The sequence below is a fragment of the Aeromonas lacus genome, from assembly GCF_000764665.1.
In the GTDB taxonomy this organism is placed as follows: Bacteria; Pseudomonadota; Gammaproteobacteria; order Enterobacterales; family Aeromonadaceae; genus Aeromonas; species Aeromonas lacus.
On sequence record NZ_JRGM01000136.1, the window covers coordinates 145,977 to 171,201 of the forward strand.

The window sequence follows — 25,225 nt, forward strand, 5'->3', positions numbered from 1 at the left end:
TCGGCATAACTCATGGATGAGGATGAAAGGAGAGGGAGGTCTTATGCGTGCATTGGTAACCGGTTGTGGCCGTCGGCTCGGGTTTTATCTCTGTGAACAGCTGGTGGCTGCGGGCTGGCAGGTGACCGGCAGTTATCGCAGCGAGCGGCCGGAGCTGGCCAGACTGGCCGCGCTGGGGGTCGAGCTGGTGCAGGCCGATCTGGCGAGTGAAGAGCAGGTGGGTAAGTTGATCGACGTGCTGGCATCCCATCAGGATCTGGCGCTGGTGATCCACAACGCCTCGGCCTTCGAGCCGCAGGCTGCCGAGCCCGCGGCGCAGCTGGCCCAGTTTGATCAGTTCTACCGGGTGCACATGGCGGCCCCCTTCCAACTCAACTGGGCGTTGGCACCGCAACTGGCGAGCAATGCCAACGCCAGCATCATCCACATCACCGATATCTATATCCATGCACCGGCCCCCCGTTTTGCCAGCTATGTGGCCACCAAGGCGGGAGCCCATTCGCTGGCCATGAGCTTTGCCCGCGAGCTGGCCCCGGCAATCCGGGTCAATACCATAGAGCCGGGCCCCATCCTGTTTCTCGACGAGCATGACGAGGCGTGGCGCCAGCAGGTGCTTGCGAAAACGCCGCTGGCGCGGGAGGGAGGGCTGGAGCCTATCTGGCAGGCGGTGCAGTTACTGATGGCGAACAGCTATATGACCGGGGCCAGCGTCAAGGTGGATGGCGGGCGAGCTCTGGCCGTGCTCTGATGGTATGCAAACCGTGGCTGGCTCCAGACCTATCGACTGGAGATGCACGGTTTTGCCCGAGCCGGCGGGTAGATGCAGTTGCAGCGCAACCTTGGGATCGTGCACCTCGCCGCGTCCGTAGAGTTCGGCCAGCAGCTCGATGAGGTAGGAGTCGACCTGCTCCGCAGCAAAGTCGCCGTTCGGGTTGCTGGCGAGAATGTCGATATCCAGCGGGCGGTCGTGCACCTTGCAGAGGGGATCGCTGCGGTCGCGGCCATGACCCACTTCCATCGCCACAAAGGCCTGCTTCAGGGCGGAGGCATCCAGTTCGCTCTCCAGGATCAGCAGACAGTTGAGAAAGTCATGGCTGGAGTGCATCCCCACCGGTTTGGTGCTGATCACCGAGCTGGTCTGCAAACGGCCAAAACGGCTGGCCAGCTCCTCCAGCACCCGGGTGACATGACTGTTTGGGTCAAGATTGGAACCAATGCTACACAGATAGAACATGCTCACCATCCTTGGTTAGGGCTCATCTGAAATGTATACGCAGCTCACGGTTATCGGATTAACTATGGCGTAACATTGTTTTATCTATTGTGATCCGGCACTGATTGGCAGAAAGGAGGTTTGCATGAGTGTTGAGCTGAAATGGGCGCTGTTGACCGCCTCGGGCGCGCTGGCGATGATCCTGACCATCTGTCTGGCTTCTGTCGCTTTGGCGTGAGTCCCCACAATCCAGATAATCCGAACCGGCCTGTTGGCCGGTTTTGTTTTTTGGGCGCTGAGGGCTATGCTGGCGCACCGGTGAGAACGCAAGAGAAAAGACGATGACCAAGGTTCGCCCACGCTCCCTGCTGCAGGTGGTATTGATAGGGTTTGTGCTGGTGTTGATGCCGCTCGGCGGCATGATCTGGCACAACACCAATGCCTTGACCCACCTGAGCCAGCTCACCAGCGACGAGATGGAACGGGCGATCAAGGATACCCGCCGCGCTACCCTGCTCACCGCCCAGGCGATCGATATCGAGCGCACCCTGCGCCGCTTTGCGGTGCTGGGGGATAGCCGCAGTCTGGCCAGTTACCGGTTGCAGCTTGAGGGGTATCACCGCCTGCTGGCGGAGCATCGCAACTCCCTGTCGGATCCCCAGCTCTATGGCGGCCTTGATGAGTTGCTCGCGCAATTTGGCTCGTTGCAGGAGGGGGGGCAGGCCAAAAAGGCGGTGGCGGGTGACATCCTCGACCAGTTCAATCGCTTGAGTCAGCAGCTCGAGGCGGGCACCCGCAGCCGGGTTGACGAGCAGATGGATCGGGTGCGTCTGGCCATCGATGCCCTGACCAAAGAGCTCTGGTGGGTCAGCGCTGTGGTGGCGGTGATCAGCCTGCTGCTGGTCTTTATCTTCACCTACCTGATCACCCATCCGGTACGACAAATTGAGTCGCGTATCTTGAGTCTGGGGGCGGGGGTAGAGCCGGATCCGCAGCCGGTGGATGGCCCCGCCGAACTGGTGCTGCTGGGGGAGCGGATCCTCTGGCTGCACGACAAACTCAAGGAGCTGGAGCTGCAAAAATACCAGTTCCTGCGCCATGTTTCCCACGAACTGAAGACCCCGTTGGCGGTGCTGCGCGAGGGGTCGGATCTGCTCTGCGAGCAGCTGGTCGGGCCTTTGACTCCGGATCAGCTGGAGATCTGCCAGATGCTGGATGAGAACAGTCGCCGGCTGCAGACCCTGATCGAGCGCCTGCTCGATTTTAACCGCCTCACCCAGCAGGAGACGTTCGAACTGGAGCCGGTTCCCCTGTTGCCCATGCTGGCAGAACTTTCTGCCGAGTATCGGCTTGCATTGGAGTCCAAGCAGATCCGTGTACACTTGCCGACCGAACCGGTTACCTTGTGGGCAGAGCCCTACCGGTTGCGGTTGATCCTCGATAACCTCTTCTCCAACGCCGTCAGTTATGGTGCCCAGGGTGGCAATATCTGGATCCGCGCCGGAGCAGAGGAGCAGGCGAACTGGTTGGAGGTTGCCAATGAGGGGCCCGAGATCCCCGAGGCAGACCGGCTGCGTATTTTTGAACCCTTTGAGCAGGGCAGCACAGTGCGGCAAGGTGTCCTGAAAGGCTCTGGCATGGGGCTTTCCATCGCTCGCGAGTCTGCCTCCAGCCTGGGAGGGGAGTTGGTTCTGGTGAAGGATGAACAGGCAGATGTCTGCTTCAGGTTGACGTTGAAATGAGGTCTATGAAAATACAGCGCGTATTTCCAGCCCTGCTAGCCGGGCTGCTCGCGGGTTGCTCCTGGCTGCCGCCGCAGGCACAGCAGGAGTCCTCCGATATCGCTTTTGCCAAGCGAATGGAGTTTGCCAATAAGGAGATGCAGGTGCGTCTGCAATACTCCGACTGGTTGCTGGCCAGCCATCCCCAGCAGCGGGTGCAGGAGCGTCAGCGTCTCAAGGGGGCCGACGATCTGGAGAGCCGGGTCAGTCTGGCGATGGTGGATTCCCACCCCGCCGAATCGGTGGCCAATCGTACCGCCGGTCTGGCGCGTCTGAAGAAGATGCTGCCAGAACTGGGTCTCGATGCGCAGGCCTTTTTGCGCAGCTGGATCGCCCTCGGCGAACAGCTGCTGGCTCGCGACAGCCGGCGCGATGACCAGAGTCAGGAGATCCAGCGGCTGCGCCGCCAGATCGAACAGCTCTCAGCCATCGATGAACAGCTGAATCAGCGCAAACTGAACGAGCATCGTGAGGTAGTACCATGAGCCGGATCCTGCTGGTGGATGACGATGCCAGCCTGCTCAAACTGATGAGCATGCGGCTGCGCAGTCAGGGTTATGAAGTGGATACCGCCGACAGTGCGGAAGGGGCCCTCGACCGGCTGCGTCAGCAGCGGGCCGATCTGGTGCTGAGCGATCTGCGGATGGCCGGTATGGACGGCCTGGCGCTGTTCGAGCGGATCCAGGCCCAGTGGCTCGGCTTGCCGGTCATCATCATGACCGCCCACGGCACCATACCCGATGCCATTCAGGCGACCCGTTCCGGGGTGTTCAGCTTTCTGACCAAGCCCATCGACAAGGATGAGCTGCTGGCCACCATAGAGCAGGCCCTCAGCCTGACCCGCCCGAAACAGCAGCTGGAGTGGCAGTCGCTGATCCTGACCCGCAATCCCCAGCTGGAGCAGCTGCTGATCCAGGCGCACAGCATCGCCACCATGGAGGTGCCCGTGTTGATCATGGGGCCGTCCGGTTCCGGTAAAGGGGCGATGGCGCAGGCGCTCTATCAGGCGAGCCAGCGGCGTGATCGGCCGTTGCACACTATCAACTGTGCCGCCATTCCCTGGGCGGCCCTCGACCTGCAGTTGTTCGGGGAGGATGGGCACTCGGGTCTGTTCGAACAGGCCAAGGGAGCGACCCTGTTTCTCGACGAGATCGGCAGCCTGTCGGAGTCGCTGCAGGCCAAGCTGCTGCAGGTGATGGAGGAGTATGGTCAGGGCACCCCGGAGGTGCGGGTGCTCAGCTCCAGCCATCAGGATCTGGTCAGGGCGATGGAGGAGGGGCGCTTTCGCGAAGATCTCTTCTACCGCCTCAACGTCGCCAATATTACCCTGCCATCCCTCAGCGCCCGCAGCGAGGATATTCCCCTGCTGGCCCGTCAGGCCCTCGATGACTACCGCAGTCGCAACAGTGACTGCGCTGCCATGGGGTTTTCACCCGAGGCGCTGGCCATGCTGGCGGCGGCGGCCTGGCCCGGCAACGTGCGCCAGCTCTGCAATGTGGTGGAGCAGCTGGCCAGCCTCTGCTGCAGCCCGGTGATCGGGGTATCCATGGTGGAGTCTGCCCTGAGCGGTGGTGGTGGTGGCATCCCCTCGTTCAACGAGGCGCGGGCCGAGTTCGAGAAGGAGTATCTGATCCGGCTGCTGCGCACCACCGAGGGCAACGTGACTCTGGCGGCCAATATGGCGGGGAGGAACCGTACCGATTTCTACAAGCTATTGAATCGACACGGCATCGAGGCGGCAAACTTCAAGTCGAAAGGGTAACGCTGTGCGAAACGGCCCTGAATGAGAGGGCCGCTTCGCAGTGGATGTCGCTCAGGCGGGGTCGGTGACGCCATCCGCGTTGCGGGGCTTCAGGGTCTTTTGGGAGAACCAGAGGCCGCTCGCCTTCATCAGATAACCGAACAGGGCACCTACCACCAGCGAGGGCAGCACCAGCCGCCACTCGCCCGCCGCCCCGAAGGTGGCGCAGCAGCCGGCAAAGGTGCCGGGAATATAGCCAAGCCACTGCTGCTTGGCCTGTACGCACATCAGGGTCGCCACCACACCCGTCATCACATAACCCGCCACGCCGGCACCCCACAGGTCACCGCCATGGATCAGCAGCAGCGCCCACAACATGCCGCTGGTGTTGCAGAAGATGGTCTGCAACAGCGCCTTGTAACCGCCGCTGGAGGCGAAGTAGCTGGTGCAGCCGAGGAAGCCGACCCAGGAGAGCAGACCGAGCGCGACGGCCAGCCAGCCCCATACGGCGGAGAGAATACCTGTGGTGATAGCGATGGCGATCAGTGGGCTCATGGCGTGACTCTTCAGTTGGCTTCACGAAAACGGGCAGCCTACCCCTGGCAATCGGGGCGGCAAGCGGGGGCGGAATTGTGTGTGATCTCCATCACCTTTTTCAACTCAGGAATACGCTTGCGCTCGCGAAAAAAATTCATTGGTGACCGGCCAAACCCTCGACCATAGTTAGAGGCCCTGTCCTGCTCATGGAGTGAGTCTGATGGTGCCAAATGTGATCGTTCCCCTGCTGGTATTCGTAGTGCTGTTTCTGGTCGGAACCATGGCCAAGGCGCTGCCCCTGTACCACCTCATGTAATCCGGTGTGAAATAAAAATCTGCCGGGGCGGGTCTTATCTCTGTCGCCTCTAACTGCCCCGGGAGTTTTTCATGTTGATCAAACGTCGTGCCCCCCATCATCTCACCGAACAGGATGTCACCCCGGAAGCCGTCTATCAGGATCGCCGCCTTATTCTCAAGGGGCTGGGTCTGGGCGCCGCCACCCTCGCTTTTCCGACCCAGGCCGGGGTACTCGATCTGCTGCGCGGTAAAGAGGATGCGCCCCAGCTAGCCACCAAACCGCTCAACAGCAAGCAGGCCCCGCGGCCAGCCGATCTGGTGCTGACACCGGAAGAGAAGGCGACCAGTTACAACAACTTCTACGAGCTTGGTACCGACAAGACGGATCCGGCCCGCAACGCCCATTACCTCAAACCAGAACCCTGGACGTTGAAGGTGGAGGGGGAGGTCGCCAAGCCCTTCACTCTGGATGTGTGGGATCTCATCAACAAAACCGAGCTGGAGGAGCGGATCTACCGGCTGCGCTGCGTCGAAGCCTGGTCCATGGTGCTGCCCTGGAATGGCATCTCGCTGGCGGAGCTTATTCGCCGTGCCGAACCGACCAGCCGCGCCAAGTTTGTTGCCTTCGAGACCCTGTTCGATCCGAAACAGCTGCCCGGTCAGGCCTCAGCCTCCCTTGGCGGCGGCATCGACTATCCCTACGTCGAGGGGCTGCGTATCGACGAGGCGATGCACCCGCTCTCCTTCCTCGCCATGGGGCTCTACGGCAAGACCCTGCCAGCCCAGAACGGCGCGCCGATCCGGCTGGTGGTGCCGTGGAAGTATGGCTTCAAGAGCATCAAGAGCATCGTCTCCATCCGCTTGGTGGAGGAGATGCCACCCACTACCTGGAACCTGCTGGCCCCCAACGAATATGGCTTCTACGCCAACGTCAACCCGCAGGTGGATCACCCGCGCTGGAGTCAGGCGAGCGAGCGGTTCATCGGCGAGGGCGGGCTGTTCGGTGCCAAGCGCCAGCCAACCCTGATGTTCAACGGCTATGGCGACGAGGTCGCCTCGCTCTATCAGGGGATGGATCTGCGCCAATGGTACTGAAACTGAAAGCCTCACATATCAGCGGCTTGCGGGCGCTGGTGCATCTGGGTTCCCTCGGCTTTCTACTCTGGCTGGGGTACGCCCTGCCGGCCGGTCTGCTGGGGGGCGACCCCGTGCCCGAGCTTATCCACTACCTCGGCAAGGGGGCTCTCAACCTGCTGCTGCTCACCCTGTTGGTCTCGCCGCTGGCCAAACGCTGGCGGCAGGGGCAGCTCATCAAGCTGCGCCGCCCCCTCGGGCTCTGGTGCATGGTCTGGGCGCAGCTCCACTTCATGGTGTGGCTGGGGCTGGATCTGCAGTTTGACTGGGGGCTGATTGGTGGCGAGCTGGTCAAGCGCCGCTATATCGTGGTGGGGATGGTGGCGCTGCTGCTGTTGCTGGCGCTGGGTATCACTTCGCTGCCTGTATTGCAGCGGCGGATGGGGGCGGGGTGGCAGAAGTTGCACAACTGGGTTTATGCGGTAGCCCTGCTGGTGCCGGTGCACTACTGGTGGTCGCTCAAGAGCGGTTGGCTGGAGCCGCTTATCTACCTGCTGCTGGCCTGCGCCCTGCTCTGGCCGAGACGGGAGAAGCTGCTGCGCCCCTGGCGCCTGCGCTGGAAAGCAAAAGAGGCCTAATCGGCCTCTTGTTTTTTGATCTCGCCAGTGTAGGCATCGACGATGAGATGTACCTTTTCATTCTGGCGATCGAGGGTTTTGACCTCGAATTTGTCCCCTTCCAGCTCCACTTCGCGAATGTCGTGATACCCTTGCGCCAGCAACAGTTTGACCAGCCCGGCCATGTCGAGGCGGTTTTGGGCAGCCCAGCTTGAGGCGCTCAGCAGGCAGAGGATCAGCAGGAAACTGCGCGGGATCATATTCATTCCGGATTCATGGCTGGCAGACTATAAACGCCATTATGTTAGGTTTTTGGAGATGAATCATCCATGAATAGAGCGCTCCCTCTGATCGGGTTGTTGTTGCCAGTGCTGGCGCAGGCGCTGACGCCTGACGAAGCCCTGTTGCAGCAAGCTGTCCATGAGGGACGGGTTCGGCCCTTCCACGAAATGATGGAGGTGGCATCCAGATTGCCGGTGCGGGTTCTGCGGGTCGATCTGGGGGAAGAGGATGGTATCTGGCTCTATGAACTGCGCGTGATCGATCGGGAGAACAGCGTGCTCAAGGTGGCCTATCGGGCCGACAACCTGGAGATGGTGTGGGCCAAGGGCCACCATCTGGAGCGGCTGTTTGAGCCACCCAAGCCCCCGGTCGAGGATGATGAGTAACCTCTGTTTGGAAGCCTGTTCATGCGAATTCTGATTGTTGAAGACGAAAAAATTCTGGCCGGCCAGCTGGCTGAACAGCTGCGCCTCTCCGGCTTTGTCACCGACCTCTGCCACGATGGCAACGAGGCCGGTTTTCTCGGCGAGACCGAGCCCTACGACGCCATCATTCTCGACCTCGGCCTGCCGGGGCGCGATGGCCTGAGCGTGCTGAAGGAGTGGCGCAGCAAGGGGATCGATACCCCGGTGCTGGTGCTGACCGCCCGTGGCCAGCTGCACGAGAAGATCGAGGGGCTCAACGCCGGTGCCGACGACTACCTCACCAAGCCGTTCCAGGTTGCCGAGCTGGTGGCGCGAGTGCATGCGCTGGTGCGCCGTGCGGCGGGCAACGCCAGCTCCATTCTGGAGATCGGCGGAGTGCGCCTCGACATGGCGGCATCGCAGGTGTGGTACGAAGGGACCCCCATCAAGCTGACTGCCCACGAGTTCCGGGTGCTGGGTTACCTGATGCAGCACAGGGGCAAGGTGGTGTCGCGCAGCGAGCTGATCGACCACATCTACGCTCAGGATTTTGACCGCGACTCCAACACCGTCGAGGTGTTCATCGGCCGGATCCGCAAGAAGACCAATCCAGACCTGATTGAGACAGTGCGCGGCCTCGGGTACCGGATCAACGAATGAGGCTGGTGAGAACCCTGCGGGGGCGACTGGTCGCCATCGCGCTGGTGTGGTGCGGGCTGTTTCTGTTCGCCACCGGCTTCAGCTTGCAGACCATGATGCGCAACTACTGGCAGGAGGCGGAGGCCGACGGCCTGCGTTTGCAGCTCTATGATCTGCTCTCCCGGCTGGAAGTGGCTAAAACCGGCTTGCCGGTAGTCACCGAGCCGATGTCAGATCCCCGTTTCAGCCAGCCTTACTCCGGCTACTACTGGCAGCTGGAGCTGGATCACAAGGTGGTGGGGCGCTCCCGCTCCCTGTGGGACACCCATCTGGAAAGCCGCGGCCTCAAGTCCGCCTTTGGCGACCCGGACCTCTTCTTTGGCAAGGGGCCCAACAAGGAGCCGCTGCTGATCATGACCCGTGCTGTGCTGCTGCCCGGTTCGGATCGGCTGTTTACCCTGGTGATGGCGAAAGACAGCAGCGCCCTGACCCAGACCCTCAACAAGACCCGCATCAGCCTGTTCCTCGGCCTCGGCTTTGCCGCCGCCGGTCTGGTGCTCGGCTTCATGTTCCAGATTGTCTACGGTTTGCGGCCGCTGCATCTGCTGCGCCGCGAACTGGGGCGGGTTCATGAGGGCCATCAGGAGGGATTCCGGCTGCGCTATCCGCTGGAAATCCAGCCGCTGGTGGAGGATATCAACCGGCTGCTGCACCACTACGGCGAGCTGCTGCAGCGGGCGCGCTCCCACACCGGCAATCTGGCTCACGCCCTCAAGACGCCGCTCAGCATCATGCGCAATCAGGTGGCCCAGTTACCGCCGGAGGATCAGGCCGCCATCGGTGAGCAGCTCGACCAGATCCAGCGTCATATCGATTACCACCTCGGCAAGGCACGGGTGACCGGCGCCGCCAAGATCCTCGGGGTCTCGACCCCGGTGCGGGCGCGGGTGGAGTACATCTGCCGCGCCTTCTCCCGCCTCTATCCGGGCAAGACGGTGGACTTGCAGGTGCCGGCCGAACTGGCGGTCGGGGTGGAGGAGCAGGACTTTGACGAAATGGTGGGGAACCTGCTGGAGAATGCCTTCAAGTGGTCTGCCAGCGAGCTGCGCATCTCCAGCGCCGAGCTGGGGGGCTGGATCACCCTGCGTATCGAGGATGACGGCCCCGGCATGAGCGAGGATCAGATCGCCAAGGCGGTGCTGCGCGGGGTGCGGCTCGACGAGAAGGTGCCGGGCTCCGGCCTTGGTCTCAACATCGTCTCCGATCTGGCGGAAGCTTATCGGGGCAGTTTCATCATGGGCCGCGCCGAACTGGGCGGGCTGGCCGCCTCCCTCTCGTTGCCCAAGGTGGCAAGAGTCGAGAGCTAGGCATAACATATGGCATTTGTTTTAGCCTGAGGAAGAGAACCATGACCGACGATCCGTGGGCACTGTGTCACCTTGACGATTCGTTTGATGCCTCTGTGCTGGGGGTCAAGGGCGCCCAGATCCAGTGGTTTGAAGACAGGGATGGCCTGATCGCGTTCCTTCTGGAAGATTTTGTCGATCTGCTGGCCGATGTGGGCGAGCTGGAAGAGGATCAGACCGAACAGGCGCGCGAGCGCTTCACCCTGCTGGTGGAGCAGAGCTTCGACGATCGCACCCTGATGGATGCCATCAACGATCTCGCCTCCGGCCTGCGTCGCATCGCCTGGCTGGGGCCGCTCTCCGAGCTGGCCGAGATCAGCGACGAGTTCGCCTCCGGTCTGCGCCGCTACTTCTGGAGCCAGTACGACGGGGATGAAGATGACCCGGACGCCTGGGTGCCGGAAGAGCTCTGGCCGCAGCTGGTGGAGTGCGCGCAGGAGTATATGGAAGAGGGCGAGTTCTGATTTCCCTCTCTCCTGCCATCGCAGCGATAAAAAATCGGCGCCTTCGGGCGCCGTTTCTATTGGCGAGGATGGCGCGTCCTTATGGTGATCGGGCGCTGCCCTCGGGGGCGGCATAGGAGACGGGCAGGGCCGCCATGGGGCGGTTGGTCATTGGTATAAGTAAAAATAGGGTCATTATCGGAAAAACCATAAATTTAATTTATGCAGGATAATCAGGCACCCCTCACGGTGCCTGCGAGCGCCGCCAGTGCTGTGCGAGGGGATCTTCCGATCCTCGTTATTGGTGCTGACGGTGGCGGTTATCCCGACAAGGGTTATCCCCGCCACGACGGGGATAAAAAAACGGCGCCATGATGGCGCCGTTTTGTCTGTTAGCTACAGCCGTTAGCCGGTACCGCGTGGGCGGTGTTGGCCAGCAGCGGGCCTGTGTACTTCTCGATCTGCAGCTGGGCCATGTGGCCACAGTTGCCCTGCGCCAGACTGGACGAGCCTTCGTCGAAGGTGAGGCAGTTGACGTTGCCGTTCTTGCAGATGCTACCCGTTTCGCCCGGCTTGGCCGGGTCATACCAGGCCCCTTCGCAGATCCGCACCACGCCTTGGCGCACATCCTCGGAGAGCAGGGCACCCACCAGGATCTGACCGCGCTCGTTGAAGGCGCGCACCAGATCTCCCTGGGCGATGCCACGGGCCTTGGCGTCGGCGGGATGGATCATGATCGCCTCGCGGTCGGCGATGGCGAACTTGTCACGCAGCGGGGTGTTGTCGAGCTGGGAGTGCAGCCGCTGGGTCGGGTGGGAGGTGTTGAGGGACAGCGGATAGCGCGTCGCCACCTCGCTCTTCACCCACTCCTTGGGTTCATACCACTTGGGATGGCCGGCACAGTCGGCATAACCCATCCCGGCTACCGTGTTGGAGAAGATCTCGATCTTGCCGGACGGGGTGCCGAGCGGGTTGAGCAGCGGGTTCTCGCGAAAATCGGCGTGACGGATCCACTGGCGGTTGGCCTCGGGGATCGGGAAACTGATGTAGTTGTTGGACTCCCAGAACATGTTGAACGGCGGCAGCGCCACACGGGCACCACGGGCTTGCGCCGCCATGCCGTCGTACATCTGCTTGAGCCACAGCATCTCGTCCTTGCCTTCGGTGTACTGCTCCTGCACACCCAGCTTGGCGGCGATGGCACTGAAGATGTCGAAGTCGTTGCGGGCTTCAAACTGGGGCGGCACGCACTGGTGCATCGGGAACACATAGCGCTGGGAGTAGTCGCCACCCATCTCCAGATCGTTGCGCTCGTAGCTGGTGGTGACCGGCAGCACGATATCGGCGTGCTTGGCGGTGGCCGTCCAGTAGGGCTCGTGAACGATCACGGTCTGCGGTTTGCGCCACGCCTGCAGCAGGTTGTTGGTGTCCTGATGGTGGTGGAAGGGGTTGCCGCCCGCCACGTAGACCAGCTTGATGTCCGGATAGGTCACCTTGCGGCCGTTGAAGTCGATGGTCTTGCCCGGGTTGGCGAGACAGTCGGCGATGCGCGCCACCGGGATCGGTGCCGGGCTGTTCTTCGGTGCGTTGCCGGCGGAGATGCCCGCCAGAATGCCGCCCTTGGCGGTGGGACTGCCACCGGAGGAGTAGTGGTAGCTAAAGCCGTAGCCGCCGCCCGGCAGGCCGATCTGGCCGAGCATGGAGGCCAGAGTGACCAGCATCCAGTTCGGCTGTTCGCCATGCTGCTGACGCTGCATGCCCCAACCAGCCATGATCATGGTGCGCTTGGCGGCCATGTCGAGGGCCAGCTGGCGAATCACCTTGGCATCGACGCCGCAGACGCTGCTCGCCCACTCGGCGCTCTTCGGCTGACCGTCATCCTTGCCCAGCAGGTAGGCGAGGAACTTGTCGAATCCGACGGTGTAGCGATCGAGGAAGGCCTGATCGTGCTTCTGTTCGGTATAGAGGGTGTGGGCCACACCCAGCATCATGGCAACGTCGGTGTAGGCGTTGGGGGCAATCCACTCGGCGCCGACCAGCTTGGCGGTCTCGTTGTAGATGGGGTCGATGCTGATGACGCGGGTGCCTTTCTCTTTCAGCGCCTTGAAGCCAGCCTGACCTTCATGGTCCGGTATGTTCCAGCTGTTTTTCAGGGTCACCTGGGCGTTGACCCCCCACAGCACCACCAGTTCGGCGTTCTCCACCACGTTGGGCCAGGCGGTCTGCTGCTCGTACACCTCGATGGAGCCCATCACGTGGGACATGATCACCTGAGCCGCGCCGGTGGAGTAGTCACCGGCATAACCGGTGAAACCGCCGGAGAGGTTCATCAGGCGGTGCAGCAGGGTGCGGCTGTTGTGGAACATGCCGACGCTCTTCCAGCCGTAGGAACCGGCGTGGATTGCCTGCGGGCCGAAGTCGGTCTGGACCCGCAGGATCTCGCCAGCCACCAGTTCGATCGCTTTCTCCCAGCTCACCCGTACCCACTGGTCGGCGCCGCGCAGTTCGGGTTTGGCGCCCGGGCCGTGCTCCAGCCAGCTCTTGCGTACCATGGGGTACTTGATGCGGTTCTTGGCGTGCACCTGGAACGGCGCCATGTCGATGAGATCGTTAGGTGCCGGATCATCGGCCACCGGCTGGACGCGCACCATGCGGCCATCCTCGACGATCGCCTCGAAGGCACCCCAGTGGGCGCCGGTCAGAATGCCCTTCTGGGCGGGCACCAGGGTCGGGAACTGGCTCAATGCGGTGCTGATGGCTTGTGCCAGCGCACTCTTGGGAAAAATGCCGCCGAGCAGGGGCAGGGCTGCGCAGGCGCCGAGCCCCTTGAGCAGGTTGCGGCGGGACAGATTGGTCTTCTTGTCGTTGAAAAAAGTCATAACGGTTTTCCTCTGTTCCAGCCTTAGTGGGCCGCGCTCATGTCACTGGCATGTTTCTGGACATACTGGGTCAGCATGCGAGCCTGTTCCGGGGTCAGGGAGGTACGAGATTCCATCCCCTTGATGACGCCGATCCACTGGTTGGCGTTGAAGTGATCCAGCGCGGTGAGGCCGTGGCAACCGGTGCAGTTGTTGGACATCAGGGTGGAGGCGTACTGCCACAGCTTGCCCTGATCGCCGATGAGCTGGCTCTCGTCCACCCAGGCGGTCAGGCTGACCTGATGCCAGGTGAGGTTGGTGGCGCTGTCGGTTTCGCTCTTGCCGGTGACCAGCGCTTTCTTGGCGGCATCGCCGACCAGTACGCTGAGGATCCGTTTGCCCGGTGCGGCGTAGAACACTTCGCTCACGCCATCCTGCTGCCAGCCTTCGATCTGCACCTTGGCGCGGCCGTTTTCGTTGGCCAGCACTTCCACCTTGGTGGAGGGCATCAGGGTGCCTTCGTCAGTCTTGGCTGCGGCATCGAGAAACAGCGGGGTGGTGGCGATGGCGTAGCGGGTGGTGACGCTGGCCGGGGTCTGGGCGGCCGCTTGCGCCAGTTCGCTGGCACCGGCGGCGGCCAGGCCGCTCATGTCTGGCATGATGTGGGCGACGCCGCGGTGGCAGTCGATACAGGTCTGACCCTCCTTGATGGCGATCGGGTGCTCGGCACGGGCGTTGGGGCGCTGGGCCAGAATGTCCATCGCTGCGTAGCTGTGGCAGCTGCGGCAGGTGGCGGAGTCATTGGCTTTCAGCTCGTCCCACACGGTCTGGGCCATCCGCAGCTTGTGGGCCTCATATTTCTCGGGTGTGTCGAGCGTGCCGATCGCCTCGTGATAGATATCCTTCACGGCGCGGATCTTGGTCCACAGATAGGAGGTGGGGTCGCCCGGGATGTGGCAGTCGGCACATTCGGCGCGGATCCCCTTGGTGTTCTGGAAGTGAACGCTGCCCTGATACTCGGCCAGCGGAGTCTGCATGGAGTGGCAGGAGACGCAGAATTCGGTGGAGCTGGTCTTGTGCAGCACGGTTACGGTGACGCCGAGGGCGGCGATACCCAGCATGGCGCCCAGCAGCAGGAGCCAGAACCAGGGCTTTCTTATCAGTTTTCCAATCATGGGGGCGGTGTCCTGTGGTCGATGAATACCAACATAGTAGTAGGTACATGGTAGTCATCGGAGGCGCTGGGGGTGTTGACCTCAATCATGGTTTGAATTTTAAGATGTACGTCACATTGTGATTAATGTTTTGTTATTGACTGATTTGTCGAATTTAGTTCTGAAAATTATCAATTTAATGATTGTTTTACTTTCTTTTGCCGCTGTTAGCCCCCTCGCAAAACCCTGACGGATTCGTTGATATAGTCGGGATTAAGCCTCAACGGAGTGTCGCTGATGAGCCCTTTCTCCCTGCTGTGTGTCGCCGCCGATGTCCAGCTGCTGGCCGAGTTCGAACAGGAGCTGGCGCCGCTGCTCAGCCGCTTTGCGCTGGTGGTCGCCACCGGGCAGGAGTCGGCCGAGATGGCGCTCGACGAGCTGGAGCGCAAGGGGCAGCCGCCGGCCGTGGTGGTGTGCGACAGCGATCTGGGGGATGGGCGCGGGGCCGACTTTCTGATCCGCCTCGGCAGCCAGCACGAGGCGTGCCGCAAGATCCTGCTGGGCAGCCAGCCCGAGATGAAATCGATCATCGAGGCGGTCAACCTCGGCCGCCTCGACTACTACCTGCAGCGCCCCTGGCGCGATGGCAGTCTGCGCCGCGCCGTCATCGAGCAAGCGAGTCAGTTCGTGCTGCACTGCCCCGAGGCGGATCTGCTGAGCTACGCGACCGTGCTCGATAACCAGCGACTGCTGCGGGCCCATGTCGATCGCCAGCTGGCCGAGTATCGTCAGGGCTTTATGGATTACACCCGTTGCAGCGACGAGGAGTTGTCGCGAGTGGTGATCGACGGCCTCTACCAGTTTTTCGAAGGCAACGACGAGGCGCGGGTCTGCCGCCATTACAGCCCGGGCCATGTGCTGACCCGCGAGGGGGAGCCCAACAGCTTCCTCTGGTTTATCGCCAAGGGGGAGGTGGTGCTGCGCAAGCGCGATGCCCACGGGGTCGATCAGGAGGTGGTGCACTACCGCACCGGCGCGCTGGTGGGGGGCATGTCCTTCGTGAGCGGCGAACCCGCCTTTACCACCGGAGTGACCCTGACCGGCGCCGAGGTGATCAAGCTCGACAAGCTGCAGTTCTCCCGCGTCATGGAGGCGCGCAGCGAGCTGCTTCCCTCCTTTACCAACCTGCTGCTGCGCCACTTCAACCGTCGCCTGCAAAACAGCATCCGCACCGAGATGCGGTTGCAGCAGACCCTCGACTCCCTCGAAGCGGCTCATGCCCAGCTGATGGAGAGCGAGAAGATGGCGATGCTGGGCCAGCTGGTGGCCGGTGTCGCTCACGAGCTCAACAACCCTGTGGCGGCCATTATCCGCGGCAGCGAGACCCTGCGCGCCGCCATCCCAGATCTCATCAACCTCGAACTGCCCGCCGCCCTCAAGGGGCTTGGCAACCAGACACTCTGTCAGGCGCTCTTCTCCCAGCCGGTCTCGACCAGCGAGATCCGGGACAAAACCCGGCAGGCCGAGCGGCGCTTTGGCGAGCGGCAGCAGGCGCGGCTGGCGGTGCAGATGAATCTGGATGACGAGCTGAGCTGGCAGCGCTGGTTTGCCGGACGTACCGCCAATGAGCGGGAGGCGCTGCTGGTGCAGCTGGAGCTGTTCCAGCAGACCGGCAGCTTTCTGCGCAATATCGAGGTGTGTGCCCGTCGTATCGGCGATCTGGTCAAGAGCCTCAAGCAGTATGCCCGGCAGGACAGGGATGAGCCCTCGCTGGTGGATCTGCACGAGGGGCTGGAAGATACCCTGCTGATGTTTGAGAACCGCCTCAAGCAGCATGAGTTGTGCAAGGAGTACCAACCCCTGCCGCTGGTGCGCTGTCATCCCGCCGCCCTGCAGCAGGTGTGGACCAACCTCATCGCCAACAGTCTGGATGCCATGAGCGAGCCGGGAAGATTGACGGTGCGCACCGGCCTGCCGGAGCCCGGCTGGGTGATGGTGGAGGTGGAGGATAGCGGCTGCGGCATCGAGCCCGAGCTGTGGCAGCGGATCTTCGATCTCAACTTCACCACCAAGCGGGAGGGGCACTTTGGTCTCGGCATTGGTCTGAGCGTCTCGCTGCAGATAGTGCAGCAGCACCACGGCCGGATCGAGGTGGCTTCGGAGCCGGGACGCTATACCCGGATGCGGGTCTGCCTGCCGCTGGGGGATATCGGGATGGCCGACTACGGGGGAGAGCCCCGCCACAACGAGCATGCGGCCTGAGCGGACGCATCTGCCCAAAGACGGCGAGCCATGGTGCGCCGCCAAGGAGGAGCAATGAACAAACACTATCTGATCCTGTGCGTGGACGATGAGCGGGAGGTGCTGGAGGCGGTGCTCCACGATCTCGCACTGTTTCGCAGCCATTTCGAGCTGGATGGCGCCGAGAGCGTCGAGGAGGCGCGCGAGGTGGTGCACGATTGGGAGCGGGATGGGGGCAGGCTGGCGCTGATCCTCTGCGATCACATCATGCCGGGAACCCTGGGGGTCGATTTTCTGGTGGAGCTGAACCGGCGTAGCGCGACCCGGGCCAGCCGCAAGTTGCTGCTGACCGGGCAGGCTGGGCTGGAGGCGACCATCGAGGCGGTCAATCGCGGCGGATTGCACTACTACCTCGCCAAGCCGTGGAAGCTGGAGAGCTTGCAGGAGGCGGTGCGCGAGCAGCTGACCGACTACCTGCTGGCGGAGGATGGCGACAACGCCTTCCACTATGCCCCCGTGCTCAATCAGGCGCGGCTGTTTGCCGCCATTCACGACAATCCGTTCGACGAATAGTCGCGGTTGGGCTTTACCGGTGGGCGCTGTATACTGTCTACATATACAGTGTTTCAGGTAGTCACCGATGCGACTCTTCATCGCCGAGAAGCCCACTCTGGGGCGCGCCATTGCCGATGCCCTGCCCAAGCCCCACAAGAAGGGCGACGGTTTTATCGAGACCGCCCAAGGGGATGTGGTCACCTGGTGCATCGGCCATCTGCTGGAGCAGGCCGAACCCGATGCCTATGACGCGGCCTTCAAGCAGTGGCGGATGGAGCATCTCCCCATCATCCCGGCCCAGTGGCAGCTGGTGGCCAAACCCAAAACCAAAACCCAGCTCACCGTCATCAAGCGGCTGATCAAGCAGGCCGACTGCGTGGTCAACGCCGGTGACCCGGACAGGGAAGGGCAACTGCTGGTGGACGAGGTGATCGATTTTCTCGGTTACCCGAAAACCAAGCCGGTGCAGCGCTGTCTCATCAGCGATCTCAACCCGCCCGCGGTGCGCCGCGCCCTCGACAAGCTCAGAGACAACAAGGAGTTCGTGCCGTTGGCGGTCTCGGCGTTGGCGCGCAGCCGGGCCGACTGGCTCTATGGCATCAACATGACCCGCGCCTACACTCTGCTCGGGCGCAAGGCCGGTTGCAGCGAGCTGCTCTCGGTTGGCCGGGTGCAGACCCCGCTGCTGGGGCTGGTGGTGCGGCGGGATCTCGAGATCGAGGCTTTCGTCCCCAAACCCTTCTACGAGGTGTTGGCCCATCTGTTGACCGATAGCAACGAGCGCTTCACCGCCAAGTGGCTGCCGTCCGAAGCCTGCCTGCCGTGGCAGGATGAGGAGGGGCGGATGCTCAACCGGGCGCTGGCCGACAAGGTGGTGAGCCGGATCAACGGCCAACCGGCACAGGTTGAATCGGTGGAGGAGCAGGCCCGCAAGCAGGCGGCGCCGCTGCCCTACAACCTCTCCAGCCTGCAGATCGATGCCGCCAAGCGCTTCGGCATGGATGCCAAGCGGGTGCTCGACATCTGCCAGAGCCTCTACGAGCGCCACAAGCTTATCACCTATCCGCGCTCCGACAGCCGCTATCTGCCGACCGACCACTTCAAGCGGGCCGAGCAGGTGCGCGGCGCCATCGCCGCCACTGCTCCTGCGCTGGCCAAGGCGGTGAGCGAGGCAGATGGCAAGATCCGCAGCAAGGCGTGGAACGACAGCAAGGTGGATGCTCACCACGCCATCATTCCCACCGAGAAGCAGGGCAACCCCGCCACCTTGGGGGCCGACGAGGCAAAGCTTTACGGCCTGATTGCCCGCCAGTACCTGCTGCAGTTCTATCCCCCGTTCGAATACAACGACAGCAAGGTGCTGCTGCGCATCGCCGGTGGCCTGTTTCAGGCCAAGGCGCGGCGCATTCTCAAGGCGGGCTGGAAGGCGCTGCTCGGGGTGGAGGAGGATGACGATGAAGAGAAGGCGGGCACTCTGCCTGCCCTGAAAGAGGGCGAACAGCTGCTCTGCGAGCGGGGCGAGCTGCAGGAGAAGATGACCCAGCCGCCCAAGTCATTTACCGATGCGACTCTGCTGGCGGCCATGACCGGCATCGCCCGCTATGTGCAGGATCCCGAGATCCGCAAAACCCTGCGCGACACCGATGGCCTCGGCACCGAGGCGACCCGGGCCGGCATCATCGACCTGCTGTTCAAACGCCGCTTTCTGGTGCGCCAGGGCAAGAGCATCAAGGCGACTCCGACCGGGCGGGCACTGGTGCAGGCGCTGCCTGCCACCGCCACCACGCCGGATATGACGGCGCTGTGGGAGCAGAGTCTCGGTCAGATCGCCGAGCGTCACGGCAGCTACCAGCAGTTTATGGGGCCGCTCACCGAGCAGCTCAACGGCTTGATTGAGGGGGCGCGGCAGGACTCCGGTGCCAGCTTCAGCGCCCTACCCAAGGAGGCACCAGGCGCCGGCAAGCGGCGCTTTACCAAGCGCAAGAGTCCGGTTGCTGGCGGTGCAGCGCCTCGCAAGAGTTCAGGCAGAAGTGCGGGCAGGAGCACAGGCAAGCGGACTACCAAAAGCCAGGCGGCCTGACCATGGGGTGTCGGCAGGAAAAAGAGAGGGGCCACAGTGGGCCCCTCTCTTTTTGTCGGCGTAATGGTCAGCGGTCATTAGCCGGTGTAGACGCTCTCTTCCGGATACTTTATGCGGGTCTCGCTCGGGCGGGCCAGCATAAAGGCGAGGGTGAGCGGGCCAAGACGGCCGCAGATCATCACCAGCACCAGAATGAACTTGCCCGGGCCGCTCAGGCTGGGGGTGATGCCGGTGGAGAGGCCGACGGTGGCAAACGCCGAGATGGTTTCGAACATGATTTTGTCGAACGGCAGGGCGTCGGTGATCATCAGCAGGAACATGGCCAGCATCAGCACCATGGTGCTGACGATAATGATGGCCAGCGAGCGGGTGACGATCTGGGGCGACAGGGTGCGGCCGAAGGCGGTAACGTGAGGGCGCTTGGTAAGAAACGCCTTGGTCGCCAGCAGCACCACGGCAAAGGTGGTCACCTTGATACCACCACCGGTGGAGGTGGCACCGGCACCGATAAACATCAGCATCATCATGAATAGCAGCGAGGCGGGCACCATCTGGCCGATGTCGATGGAGTTGAAACCTGCGGTACGGGCACTGGCCGACTGGAAGAACGCCGCCAGCAGCTGGCCGCCAATGCCGGCGTTGCCGAGGGTACCCGGATTGTTGCGCTCCAGCAGCCAGAAGACCACGGTCCCCAGCAGCAACAGGGCCGGCGTCATCAGGATCATCAGCTTGCTGTGCAGCTTCAGCTTGCGCCAGCGACGGTTGCGCACCAGGTCGACGATGACGGTAAAGCCGATACCGCCGAGGATCAGCAGGCCGGCGATGGTCAGGCTGATGAGGGGATCGTCCCGATAGCTGATCAGGTTGTTGGCAAACAGCGAGAAGCCGGCGTTGTTGAAGGCGGAGACAGCGTGGAAGAAGCTGACGTAGAGGCCGCGATCCCAACCCATTTCGGGCACCCAGCGGATGGCCATCAGGCCGGTGCCGATCAGCTGGGCGATGAAGGCGAACAGTACGATCCGCTTCACCAGCTGGATGATGTTGACCGAGCCCTCCTGTCCCAGCGCCTCCTTGGCAAGTACCTGCTGGCGCAGGCCGACCCGCTTGCTGAAGATGGCGATGAGCAGCAGGGTCATGGTCATCTGCCCCAGACCGCCTATCTCCATCAGCATGATCAGAAAGATCTGCCCCTGCAGGGTGAAGGCGGTGCCGGTATCCACCACGCCAAGACCTGTCACGCAGATGGCCGAGGTGGCGGTGAACAGGGCATTGATGAAGCTCACCTCGCCGTTATGGCTGGAGGGCTGCACCAGAAAGATGGTGCCTATCAGCAGGATGATAAGAAAGCTGCCAAGGATCAGCTTGGCCTCGCTCCAGCGGGAGTCATCCTCCTTATGGAGGGCGAAGGCGAAGTTGTTACGCCAACGGGTCATAGAGTTTCCAGCCAGTGATCGATCGCGTGTTTGTTGCCTGCCAAGATGAGGATGTCACCCAGTTGCAGCTCCATCTTGCCGGTCAGCACGTTGTGCAGCACGTCGCCGCGCTTGATGGCGAGCAGCTGGAAGTCGTTCTGCTGCAGCAGGTGGAAGTCGCTGAGGGCCTTGCCGTTTTGTGGCAGACCGATGACGAATTCTGTCAGCACCATGTCGTGGCCCAGCTCCAGATAGTCGAACAGGCGGTTGTCGAGCATGCTCTGCGCAACGCGACGCCCCATGTCCCACTCGGGGTTGATCACCTTGTCGGCGCCCACTTTCTGCAGGATCTTGGCGTGGAACTTGTCGCGGGCCTTCACCCATACCTTCTTCACCCCCGCTTCTTTCAGAACCAAGGTGGTGAGGATACTGGTCTCCAGGTTGTCACCGATGGCGACGAAGACGATGTCGAAATTGGAGAGTCCCAGTTCTGCCACTGTGGCCTCGTCGGTGGCATCGGCCACGATGACGTGGTTGCAGAGGGTTGCAATTTGGCGGGTCTTGCTCTCGTCGATATCGATAGCCAGCACCTCGGCATCCTGCCGCTGCAGCTCTTCGCACAGCGCACTGCCAAACAGGCCCAGGCCGATGACGGCAAACTGGTTGTTCATGAGTTATTCCTCAACAGTTGAAGCTGACTACTCTAACCCACTGTTATTCGTCCGAAAAGAGCACAGATTTTTCGTCACCGGCAACTTGAGGTAGACTGCCTCCTTGCACCAAGCCGGGATAGACAGATGAAACTGAATGCCAACGCCTCCTTGTTGAAACTCAACACCCTCGCCCTCGATGCTTACTGCCTCTGGTTGGCCGAGGTGGAGCTGATCTCCGATCTGGCTGCCCTGCGAAGTGATGCCGAGCTGAACACTCTGCCCCGTCTGAACCTCGGTGGTGGCAGCAATGTGCTGTTTACTACCGACTTCCACGGTCTGGTGGTGCTCAACCGGCTCAAGGGAATTACCGCACAGGATCAGGGATATCACTGGCTGCTCCATGTCGCAGCGGGTGAGGATTGGCATCAGCTGGTCTGTCATACCCTGCAACAGGGTTGGTTTGGACTGGAGAATCTGGCGCTCATCCCCGGCACGGTCGGTGCTGCCCCGGTGCAGAACATCGGCGCCTACGGGGTCGAGCTGGCGAACTTCTGTGCCTATGTCGAGGCCTTCAACTGGCAGAGCGGCGAGATCGAGCGGATCGAGGCGCAGCAGTGCCGCTTCGGCTATCGCGACAGCATCTTCAAGCACGAGTATCAGGACTCCCATCTGATCACCGCAGTCGGCCTCAAGTTGCCCAAGGCGTGGCAGCCGGTGCTGGGCTATGGCCCGCTGGCCGCTCTTGGCGACCAACCGAGCGCGCAGGCCATCTTTGATACCGTCTGTGCCACCCGCATGGCCAAGCTGCCGGATCCCGTCGTGCTCGGCAACGCCGGCAGCTTCTTCAAGAATCCGGTGGTGCCCGCCGCGCTGGCGGAGTCACTTAAACTGACATATCCGCAGATGCCCTGTTATCCGGCCGGGGAGGGGCAAGCCAAGCTGGCGGCTGGCTGGCTCATCGACCAGTGCGGTCTCAAGGGATTTGCCATCGGCCGCGCCGCCGTTCATCAGGAGCAGGCGCTGGTTCTGGTCAATCAGGGCGGAGCCAGCGCCATGGAGCTGATCGCGCTGGCTGCCCACGTGCGTGACAGCGTGGAGCAGAAGTTTGGCGTGGTGCTGGAACACGAGGTGCGCTTCATGGGCGCGCACGGTGAAACCTGGCTCGATGAGGTGCTCTCATGACGTTGACTCCAATCAGACAGACCCTGATCACCCTGCTCAGCGACGGCCAGTTCCACTCCGGCGAACAGCTGGGCGAGCAGCTCGGTATCAGCCGGGCGGCAGTGAGCAAGCATATGGCCGCACTCAAGGAGCTGGGGCTGGATCTCTTTAGCCTGACCGGCAAGGGTTACCGGCTGGCGGTGCCGATGGCGCTCTATGACGAGGCGCAGCTGCAGGCGCTGGCCCCAATGGCGCCGGTGCACTGTTTTCCTGTGATCGGTTCGACCAACCAGTATCTGCTGGACAGGGTCAATCAACTGCGCTCTGGCGAGAGTTGCCTTGCCGAGTGCCAGACCGCCGGGCGCGGTCGCCGTGGCAAGCCCTGGGTCTCGCCGTTTGGTTGCCAGCTGATCCTCAGCATGTACTGGCGACTCGAACAAGGCATGGCCGCCGCCATGGGGTTGAGTCTGGCGGTTGGCGTCGCCGTAGTGGAAGCGCTGGAGTCTCTCGGTTATCACGGCGTTGAGCTGAAGTGGCCCAACGATCTCTACTATCAGGGGCGCAAGCTGGCGGGCATTCTGGTAGAGATGAGCGGCAGCGCCGGTGCCAGTTGCCATCTGGTGATAGGTATCGGCCTCAATCTGGCGATGCCGGCCCGCGAGGGGGAGAAGATCGATCAGGCCTGGGCTGAGCTGCGCCACATCAATCCCGAGCTGGTTGATCGCAATGAGCTCGCCGCCCGGATGATCGCCTATCTGCAGCGGGCGATGCAGACCTTCGAGCAGAGCGGATTGGCGAGCTTTGTCGATCAGTGGAACCGGCTCGACCACTTTGCCGGTCGCCCCGTCCGTCTCTTGATGGGGGAGCAGGAGATCCGCGGTATCGCTCGTGGTATCGACGATCGCGGTGCCCTGCGGCTGGAGACGGAGGAGGGCACCAAGTTCTATCTGGGTGGCGAACTCTCCCTGCGCCGGGGTGATTGAACGTTGCGCCTGGCGATAACCGTTAGCGACAAAAAAGAGAGGGGACCAGTGGGTCCCCTCTCTGTTATCCGGCTATCCGGGACTGTGCGAACTGCCGTGCTTATTTGCGCAGCTTGATCTGTTCGATGGCGTGCTCGTTGCCCTTGGTCAGGATCAGGTTGGCCCGCTCCCGGGTCGGCAGGATGTTCTCCTGCAGATTGAGATAGTTGATATCCTGCCAGATGTTGTTGGCGATCTGGGTCGCTTCGCTCTCGGTCAGCTTGGCGTAGTGGTGGAAGTAGGAGTCGGGATCCGAGAAAGCGCCGCTGCGGAATTTGAGGAAGCGCTCGATATACCAGGTGCGCAGCAGGTCGGCTTCGGCATCCACATAGATGGAGAAGTCGACGAAATCGGAGACAAAGACCCGGTGTGGCTCCTGCGGATAATCCATACCGCTCTGCAGCACATTGAGTCCTTCCAGGATCAGGATGTCCGGCTGCTCCACCACCTTCTTCTCGTCAGGGATGATGTCGTAGATAAGGTGGGAGTAGACCGGCGCTTCCACTTTCTCGTGGCCGGCACGGATATTGGCGACAAACTCCACCAGATGGCGGATGTCGTAGGATTCCGGGAAACCCTTGCGGCGCATCAGGCCACGCTCTTCCAAGACCTTGTTTGGGTAGAGAAAGCCGTCGGTGGTGACCAGCTCCACCCGCGGGTGCTCCGGCCAGCGCTCCAGCAGGGCCTGCAGGATACGGGCCGTGGTGCTTTTGCCCCCCGCCACGCTGCCAGCGATGCTGATGATATAGGTACCCTTGCCGCGGGACTGGCCGAGGAACTGCTCCAGTACCCGGCTACGGCGCTGCTTGGCTTTGACATAGAGATTGAGCAGGCGGGAGAGGGGCAGATAGATCTCCTCTACCTCCTTCAATGACACCTTTTCGTTGATACCGCGCAGGGTCTGCAGATCGTGTTCGGTCAGGGTCAGGGGGACCGAATCGCGCAATAACGCCCATTTTTCGCGGGTGAATTGCAGATAGGGGTTATGCTCTGTCGTCATGGTGTCATCACTGTTTCTTTGGCACGGCGACCATACACCAAGGGGTGGAGAGCGACAAGGGACGCATCCAGATTGGCCTGAATCCCTCCACTTTTTTGCCCGGATCCCGGCAATAATCCACATTTTGCAGGGTGCAATGGTTGCATCCCCCAAATCCTTACAATAAAATGCGCGACGCTTGGATGTCTGTCGCCTGTTTGCTCGGCAAAAGCGATAAAAAACAGTGGGTGCAAGCAGAATTACCACTGTGACAATCTGGCATCTGGAGGGGTTCCCGAGCGGCCAAAGGGATCAGACTGTAAATCTGACGGCTCTGCCTTCGAAGGTTCGAATCCTTCTCCCTCCACCATATTTCTCTGCGGTTTGAGTTCTTTGGGTTAGAGAAATGCGGGCATCGTATAATGGCTATTACCTCAGCCTTCCAAGCTGATGATGCGGGTTCGATTCCCGCTGCCCGCTCCAAGATGCTGATATGGCTCAGGCGATACCAAGAGCTACGCCCTCAGGGTGAAGTCGGCAGTCGAACCTGTCTGTCAGCACCAGCCTCTCTTCCCCACCAGATTCAAATCCATCATATAAACTGTTCTGTGGTTAGCTTGCCACCGCGTACTCAGCGTTAGTTTAGAGGGACGATCATGTCTAAAGAAAAATTTGA

The 25,225-nt window shown here is 61.9% G+C and carries 24 protein-coding genes and 2 tRNA genes; 18 read left to right on the forward strand and 8 right to left on the reverse strand.

Annotation, left to right across the window (positions count from 1 at the left end):
• Window positions 1-43: 43 nt before the first annotated feature.
• Entirely contained in the window at window positions 44-748 is a 705-nt protein-coding gene (locus tag LG31_RS0112670) for an SDR family oxidoreductase (RefSeq protein WP_033114834.1), read from the forward strand.
• On the opposite strand, the gene LG31_RS0112675 is transcribed toward LG31_RS0112670, so the two are convergent.
• Window positions 674-1,234: a 2-amino-4-hydroxy-6-hydroxymethyldihydropteridine diphosphokinase gene (locus LG31_RS0112675; RefSeq protein WP_033114835.1), complete on the reverse strand. Its 561-nt coding sequence runs from the start codon at window positions 1,232-1,234 to the stop codon at window positions 674-676. The two genes, LG31_RS0112670 and LG31_RS0112675, sit on opposite strands and share 75 nt — an antisense overlap.
• 124 nt (window positions 1,235-1,358) lie before the next feature.
• Here LG31_RS0112675 and cydH point away from each other — a divergent pair, with 124 nt between their 5' ends.
• The 4 genes from cydH (at window position 1,359) to LG31_RS0112690 (ending at window position 4,756) form a co-directional block, all read left to right on the forward strand.
• Window positions 1,359-1,451 carry a cytochrome bd-I oxidase subunit CydH gene (gene cydH, locus LG31_RS20985; RefSeq protein WP_005341891.1) on the forward strand — a complete coding sequence of 31 codons (93 nt, stop codon included), beginning with the start codon at window positions 1,359-1,361 and terminating at the stop codon, window positions 1,449-1,451.
• 103 nt (window positions 1,452-1,554) lie between these two features.
• The gene (locus LG31_RS0112680) at window positions 1,555-2,955 is read left to right on the forward strand and encodes a sensor histidine kinase (protein ID WP_033114836.1); all 1,401 of its coding nucleotides are present in this window, start codon (window positions 1,555-1,557) and stop codon (window positions 2,953-2,955) included.
• The gene (locus LG31_RS0112685) at window positions 2,952-3,479 is read left to right on the forward strand and encodes a hypothetical protein (protein ID WP_420796193.1); all 528 of its coding nucleotides are present in this window, start codon (window positions 2,952-2,954) and stop codon (window positions 3,477-3,479) included. Before LG31_RS0112680 ends, LG31_RS0112685 begins: the two co-directional genes overlap by 4 nt.
• Window positions 3,476-4,756 (forward strand): sigma 54-interacting transcriptional regulator, encoded by a 1,281-nt coding sequence (locus tag LG31_RS0112690; protein ID WP_033114838.1) that lies wholly within the window; start codon window positions 3,476-3,478, stop codon window positions 4,754-4,756. Before LG31_RS0112685 ends, LG31_RS0112690 begins: the two co-directional genes overlap by 4 nt.
• Window positions 4,757-4,807: 51 nt before the next feature.
• Here LG31_RS0112690 and LG31_RS0112695 read toward each other — a convergent pair whose 3' ends face one another.
• Window positions 4,808-5,290, reverse strand: coding sequence for a DUF1097 domain-containing protein (locus LG31_RS0112695; RefSeq protein WP_033114839.1), 483 nt, complete (start codon window positions 5,288-5,290; stop codon window positions 4,808-4,810).
• Window positions 5,291-5,659: 369 nt separating this feature from the next.
• Here LG31_RS0112695 and msrP point away from each other — a divergent pair, with 369 nt between their 5' ends.
• Both msrP and LG31_RS0112705 read left to right on the forward strand, forming a co-directional pair.
• Window positions 5,660-6,664, forward strand: coding sequence for a protein-methionine-sulfoxide reductase catalytic subunit MsrP (gene msrP, locus LG31_RS0112700; RefSeq protein WP_033114840.1), 1,005 nt, complete (start codon window positions 5,660-5,662; stop codon window positions 6,662-6,664).
• A complete protein-coding gene (locus LG31_RS0112705) occupies window positions 6,655-7,281 on the forward strand; it encodes a protein-methionine-sulfoxide reductase heme-binding subunit MsrQ (protein ID WP_033114841.1) in 627 nt (208 codons plus the stop codon). The genes msrP and LG31_RS0112705 overlap by 10 nt, the downstream gene beginning before the upstream one ends.
• On the opposite strand, the gene LG31_RS0112710 is transcribed toward LG31_RS0112705, so the two are convergent.
• Window positions 7,278-7,526: a PepSY domain-containing protein gene (locus tag LG31_RS0112710; RefSeq protein WP_033114842.1), complete on the reverse strand. Its 249-nt coding sequence runs from the start codon at window positions 7,524-7,526 to the stop codon at window positions 7,278-7,280. The two genes, LG31_RS0112705 and LG31_RS0112710, sit on opposite strands and share 4 nt — an antisense overlap.
• A 63-nt stretch (window positions 7,527-7,589) precedes the next feature.
• Between LG31_RS0112710 and LG31_RS0112715 the strand changes: the two genes are divergently transcribed.
• The 4 genes from LG31_RS0112715 to LG31_RS0112730 are packed head-to-tail and all read left to right on the forward strand — an operon-like array spanning window position 7,590 to window position 10,455.
• Window positions 7,590-7,928, forward strand: a complete 339-nt coding sequence (locus LG31_RS0112715; protein ID WP_033114843.1) for a PepSY domain-containing protein — start codon at window positions 7,590-7,592, stop codon at window positions 7,926-7,928.
• A 21-nt stretch (window positions 7,929-7,949) separates the two neighbouring features.
• Window positions 7,950-8,606, forward strand: a complete 657-nt coding sequence (locus LG31_RS0112720) for an AHA_4052 family stress response regulator transcription factor (RefSeq protein WP_005339826.1) — start codon at window positions 7,950-7,952, stop codon at window positions 8,604-8,606.
• Entirely contained in the window at window positions 8,603-9,952 is a 1,350-nt protein-coding gene (locus LG31_RS0112725) for a sensor histidine kinase (protein WP_033114844.1), read from the forward strand. Before LG31_RS0112720 ends, LG31_RS0112725 begins: the two co-directional genes overlap by 4 nt.
• A 41-nt stretch (window positions 9,953-9,993) precedes the next feature.
• On the forward strand, window positions 9,994-10,455 hold the full coding sequence (locus LG31_RS0112730; RefSeq protein ID WP_033114845.1) for a hypothetical protein: 462 nt from the start codon (window positions 9,994-9,996) through the stop codon (window positions 10,453-10,455).
• A gap of 371 nt (window positions 10,456-10,826) precedes the next feature.
• Here the strand turns inward: LG31_RS0112730 and torA are convergent, their stop codons facing one another.
• Complete coding sequence (gene torA / locus LG31_RS0112735) at window positions 10,827-13,313, reverse strand: trimethylamine-N-oxide reductase TorA (protein WP_033114846.1); 2,487 nt, start codon at window positions 13,311-13,313, stop codon at window positions 10,827-10,829.
• A 23-nt stretch (window positions 13,314-13,336) separates the two neighbouring features.
• Complete coding sequence (locus LG31_RS0112740; RefSeq protein WP_033114847.1) at window positions 13,337-14,467, reverse strand: NapC/NirT family cytochrome c; 1,131 nt, start codon at window positions 14,465-14,467, stop codon at window positions 13,337-13,339.
• 276 nt (window positions 14,468-14,743) lie between these two features.
• On the opposite strand from LG31_RS0112740, the gene LG31_RS0112745 reads away from it, so the two are divergent.
• From LG31_RS0112745 to LG31_RS0112755, 3 genes are all read left to right on the forward strand, one after another.
• Entirely contained in the window at window positions 14,744-16,708 is a 1,965-nt protein-coding gene (locus LG31_RS0112745; protein WP_033114848.1) for a hybrid sensor histidine kinase/response regulator, read from the forward strand.
• Window positions 16,709-16,762: 54 nt separating this feature from the next.
• Window positions 16,763-17,260, forward strand: coding sequence for a response regulator (locus LG31_RS0112750; protein ID WP_033114849.1), 498 nt, complete (start codon window positions 16,763-16,765; stop codon window positions 17,258-17,260).
• 67 nt (window positions 17,261-17,327) lie between these two features.
• On the forward strand, window positions 17,328-19,322 hold the full coding sequence (locus LG31_RS0112755) for a DNA topoisomerase III (RefSeq protein WP_033114850.1): 1,995 nt from the start codon (window positions 17,328-17,330) through the stop codon (window positions 19,320-19,322).
• Between the two features lie 77 nt (window positions 19,323-19,399).
• Here LG31_RS0112755 and LG31_RS0112760 read toward each other — a convergent pair whose 3' ends face one another.
• Together LG31_RS0112760 and LG31_RS0112765 are read right to left on the reverse strand one after the other, a co-directional pair.
• A complete protein-coding gene (locus LG31_RS0112760) occupies window positions 19,400-20,755 on the reverse strand; it encodes a TrkH family potassium uptake protein (protein ID WP_033114851.1) in 1,356 nt (451 codons plus the stop codon).
• Complete coding sequence (locus LG31_RS0112765; RefSeq protein ID WP_033114852.1) at window positions 20,752-21,405, reverse strand: potassium channel family protein; 654 nt, start codon at window positions 21,403-21,405, stop codon at window positions 20,752-20,754. The genes LG31_RS0112760 and LG31_RS0112765 overlap by 4 nt, the downstream gene beginning before the upstream one ends.
• A gap of 126 nt (window positions 21,406-21,531) precedes the next feature.
• Here LG31_RS0112765 and murB point away from each other — a divergent pair, with 126 nt between their 5' ends.
• Window positions 21,532-22,569: a UDP-N-acetylmuramate dehydrogenase gene (gene murB, locus LG31_RS0112770; protein ID WP_033114853.1), complete on the forward strand. Its 1,038-nt coding sequence runs from the start codon at window positions 21,532-21,534 to the stop codon at window positions 22,567-22,569.
• Complete coding sequence (birA, locus tag LG31_RS0112775) at window positions 22,566-23,531, forward strand: bifunctional biotin--[acetyl-CoA-carboxylase] ligase/biotin operon repressor BirA (RefSeq protein ID WP_033114854.1); 966 nt, start codon at window positions 22,566-22,568, stop codon at window positions 23,529-23,531. The genes murB and birA overlap by 4 nt, the downstream gene beginning before the upstream one ends.
• A gap of 100 nt (window positions 23,532-23,631) precedes the next feature.
• Here the strand turns inward: birA and coaA are convergent, their stop codons facing one another.
• Complete coding sequence (gene coaA, locus LG31_RS0112780) at window positions 23,632-24,570, reverse strand: type I pantothenate kinase (protein WP_033114855.1); 939 nt, start codon at window positions 24,568-24,570, stop codon at window positions 23,632-23,634.
• Window positions 24,571-24,834: 264 nt separating this feature from the next.
• Between coaA and LG31_RS0112785 the strand changes: the two genes are divergently transcribed.
• Together LG31_RS0112785 and LG31_RS0112790 are read left to right on the forward strand one after the other, a co-directional pair.
• Window positions 24,835-24,919: transfer RNA gene (locus LG31_RS0112785), tRNA-Tyr, on the forward strand.
• 38 nt (window positions 24,920-24,957) lie between these two features.
• A tRNA-Gly gene (locus tag LG31_RS0112790) sits at window positions 24,958-25,032 on the forward strand.
• The last annotated feature ends 193 nt before the right edge of the window (window positions 25,033-25,225 follow it).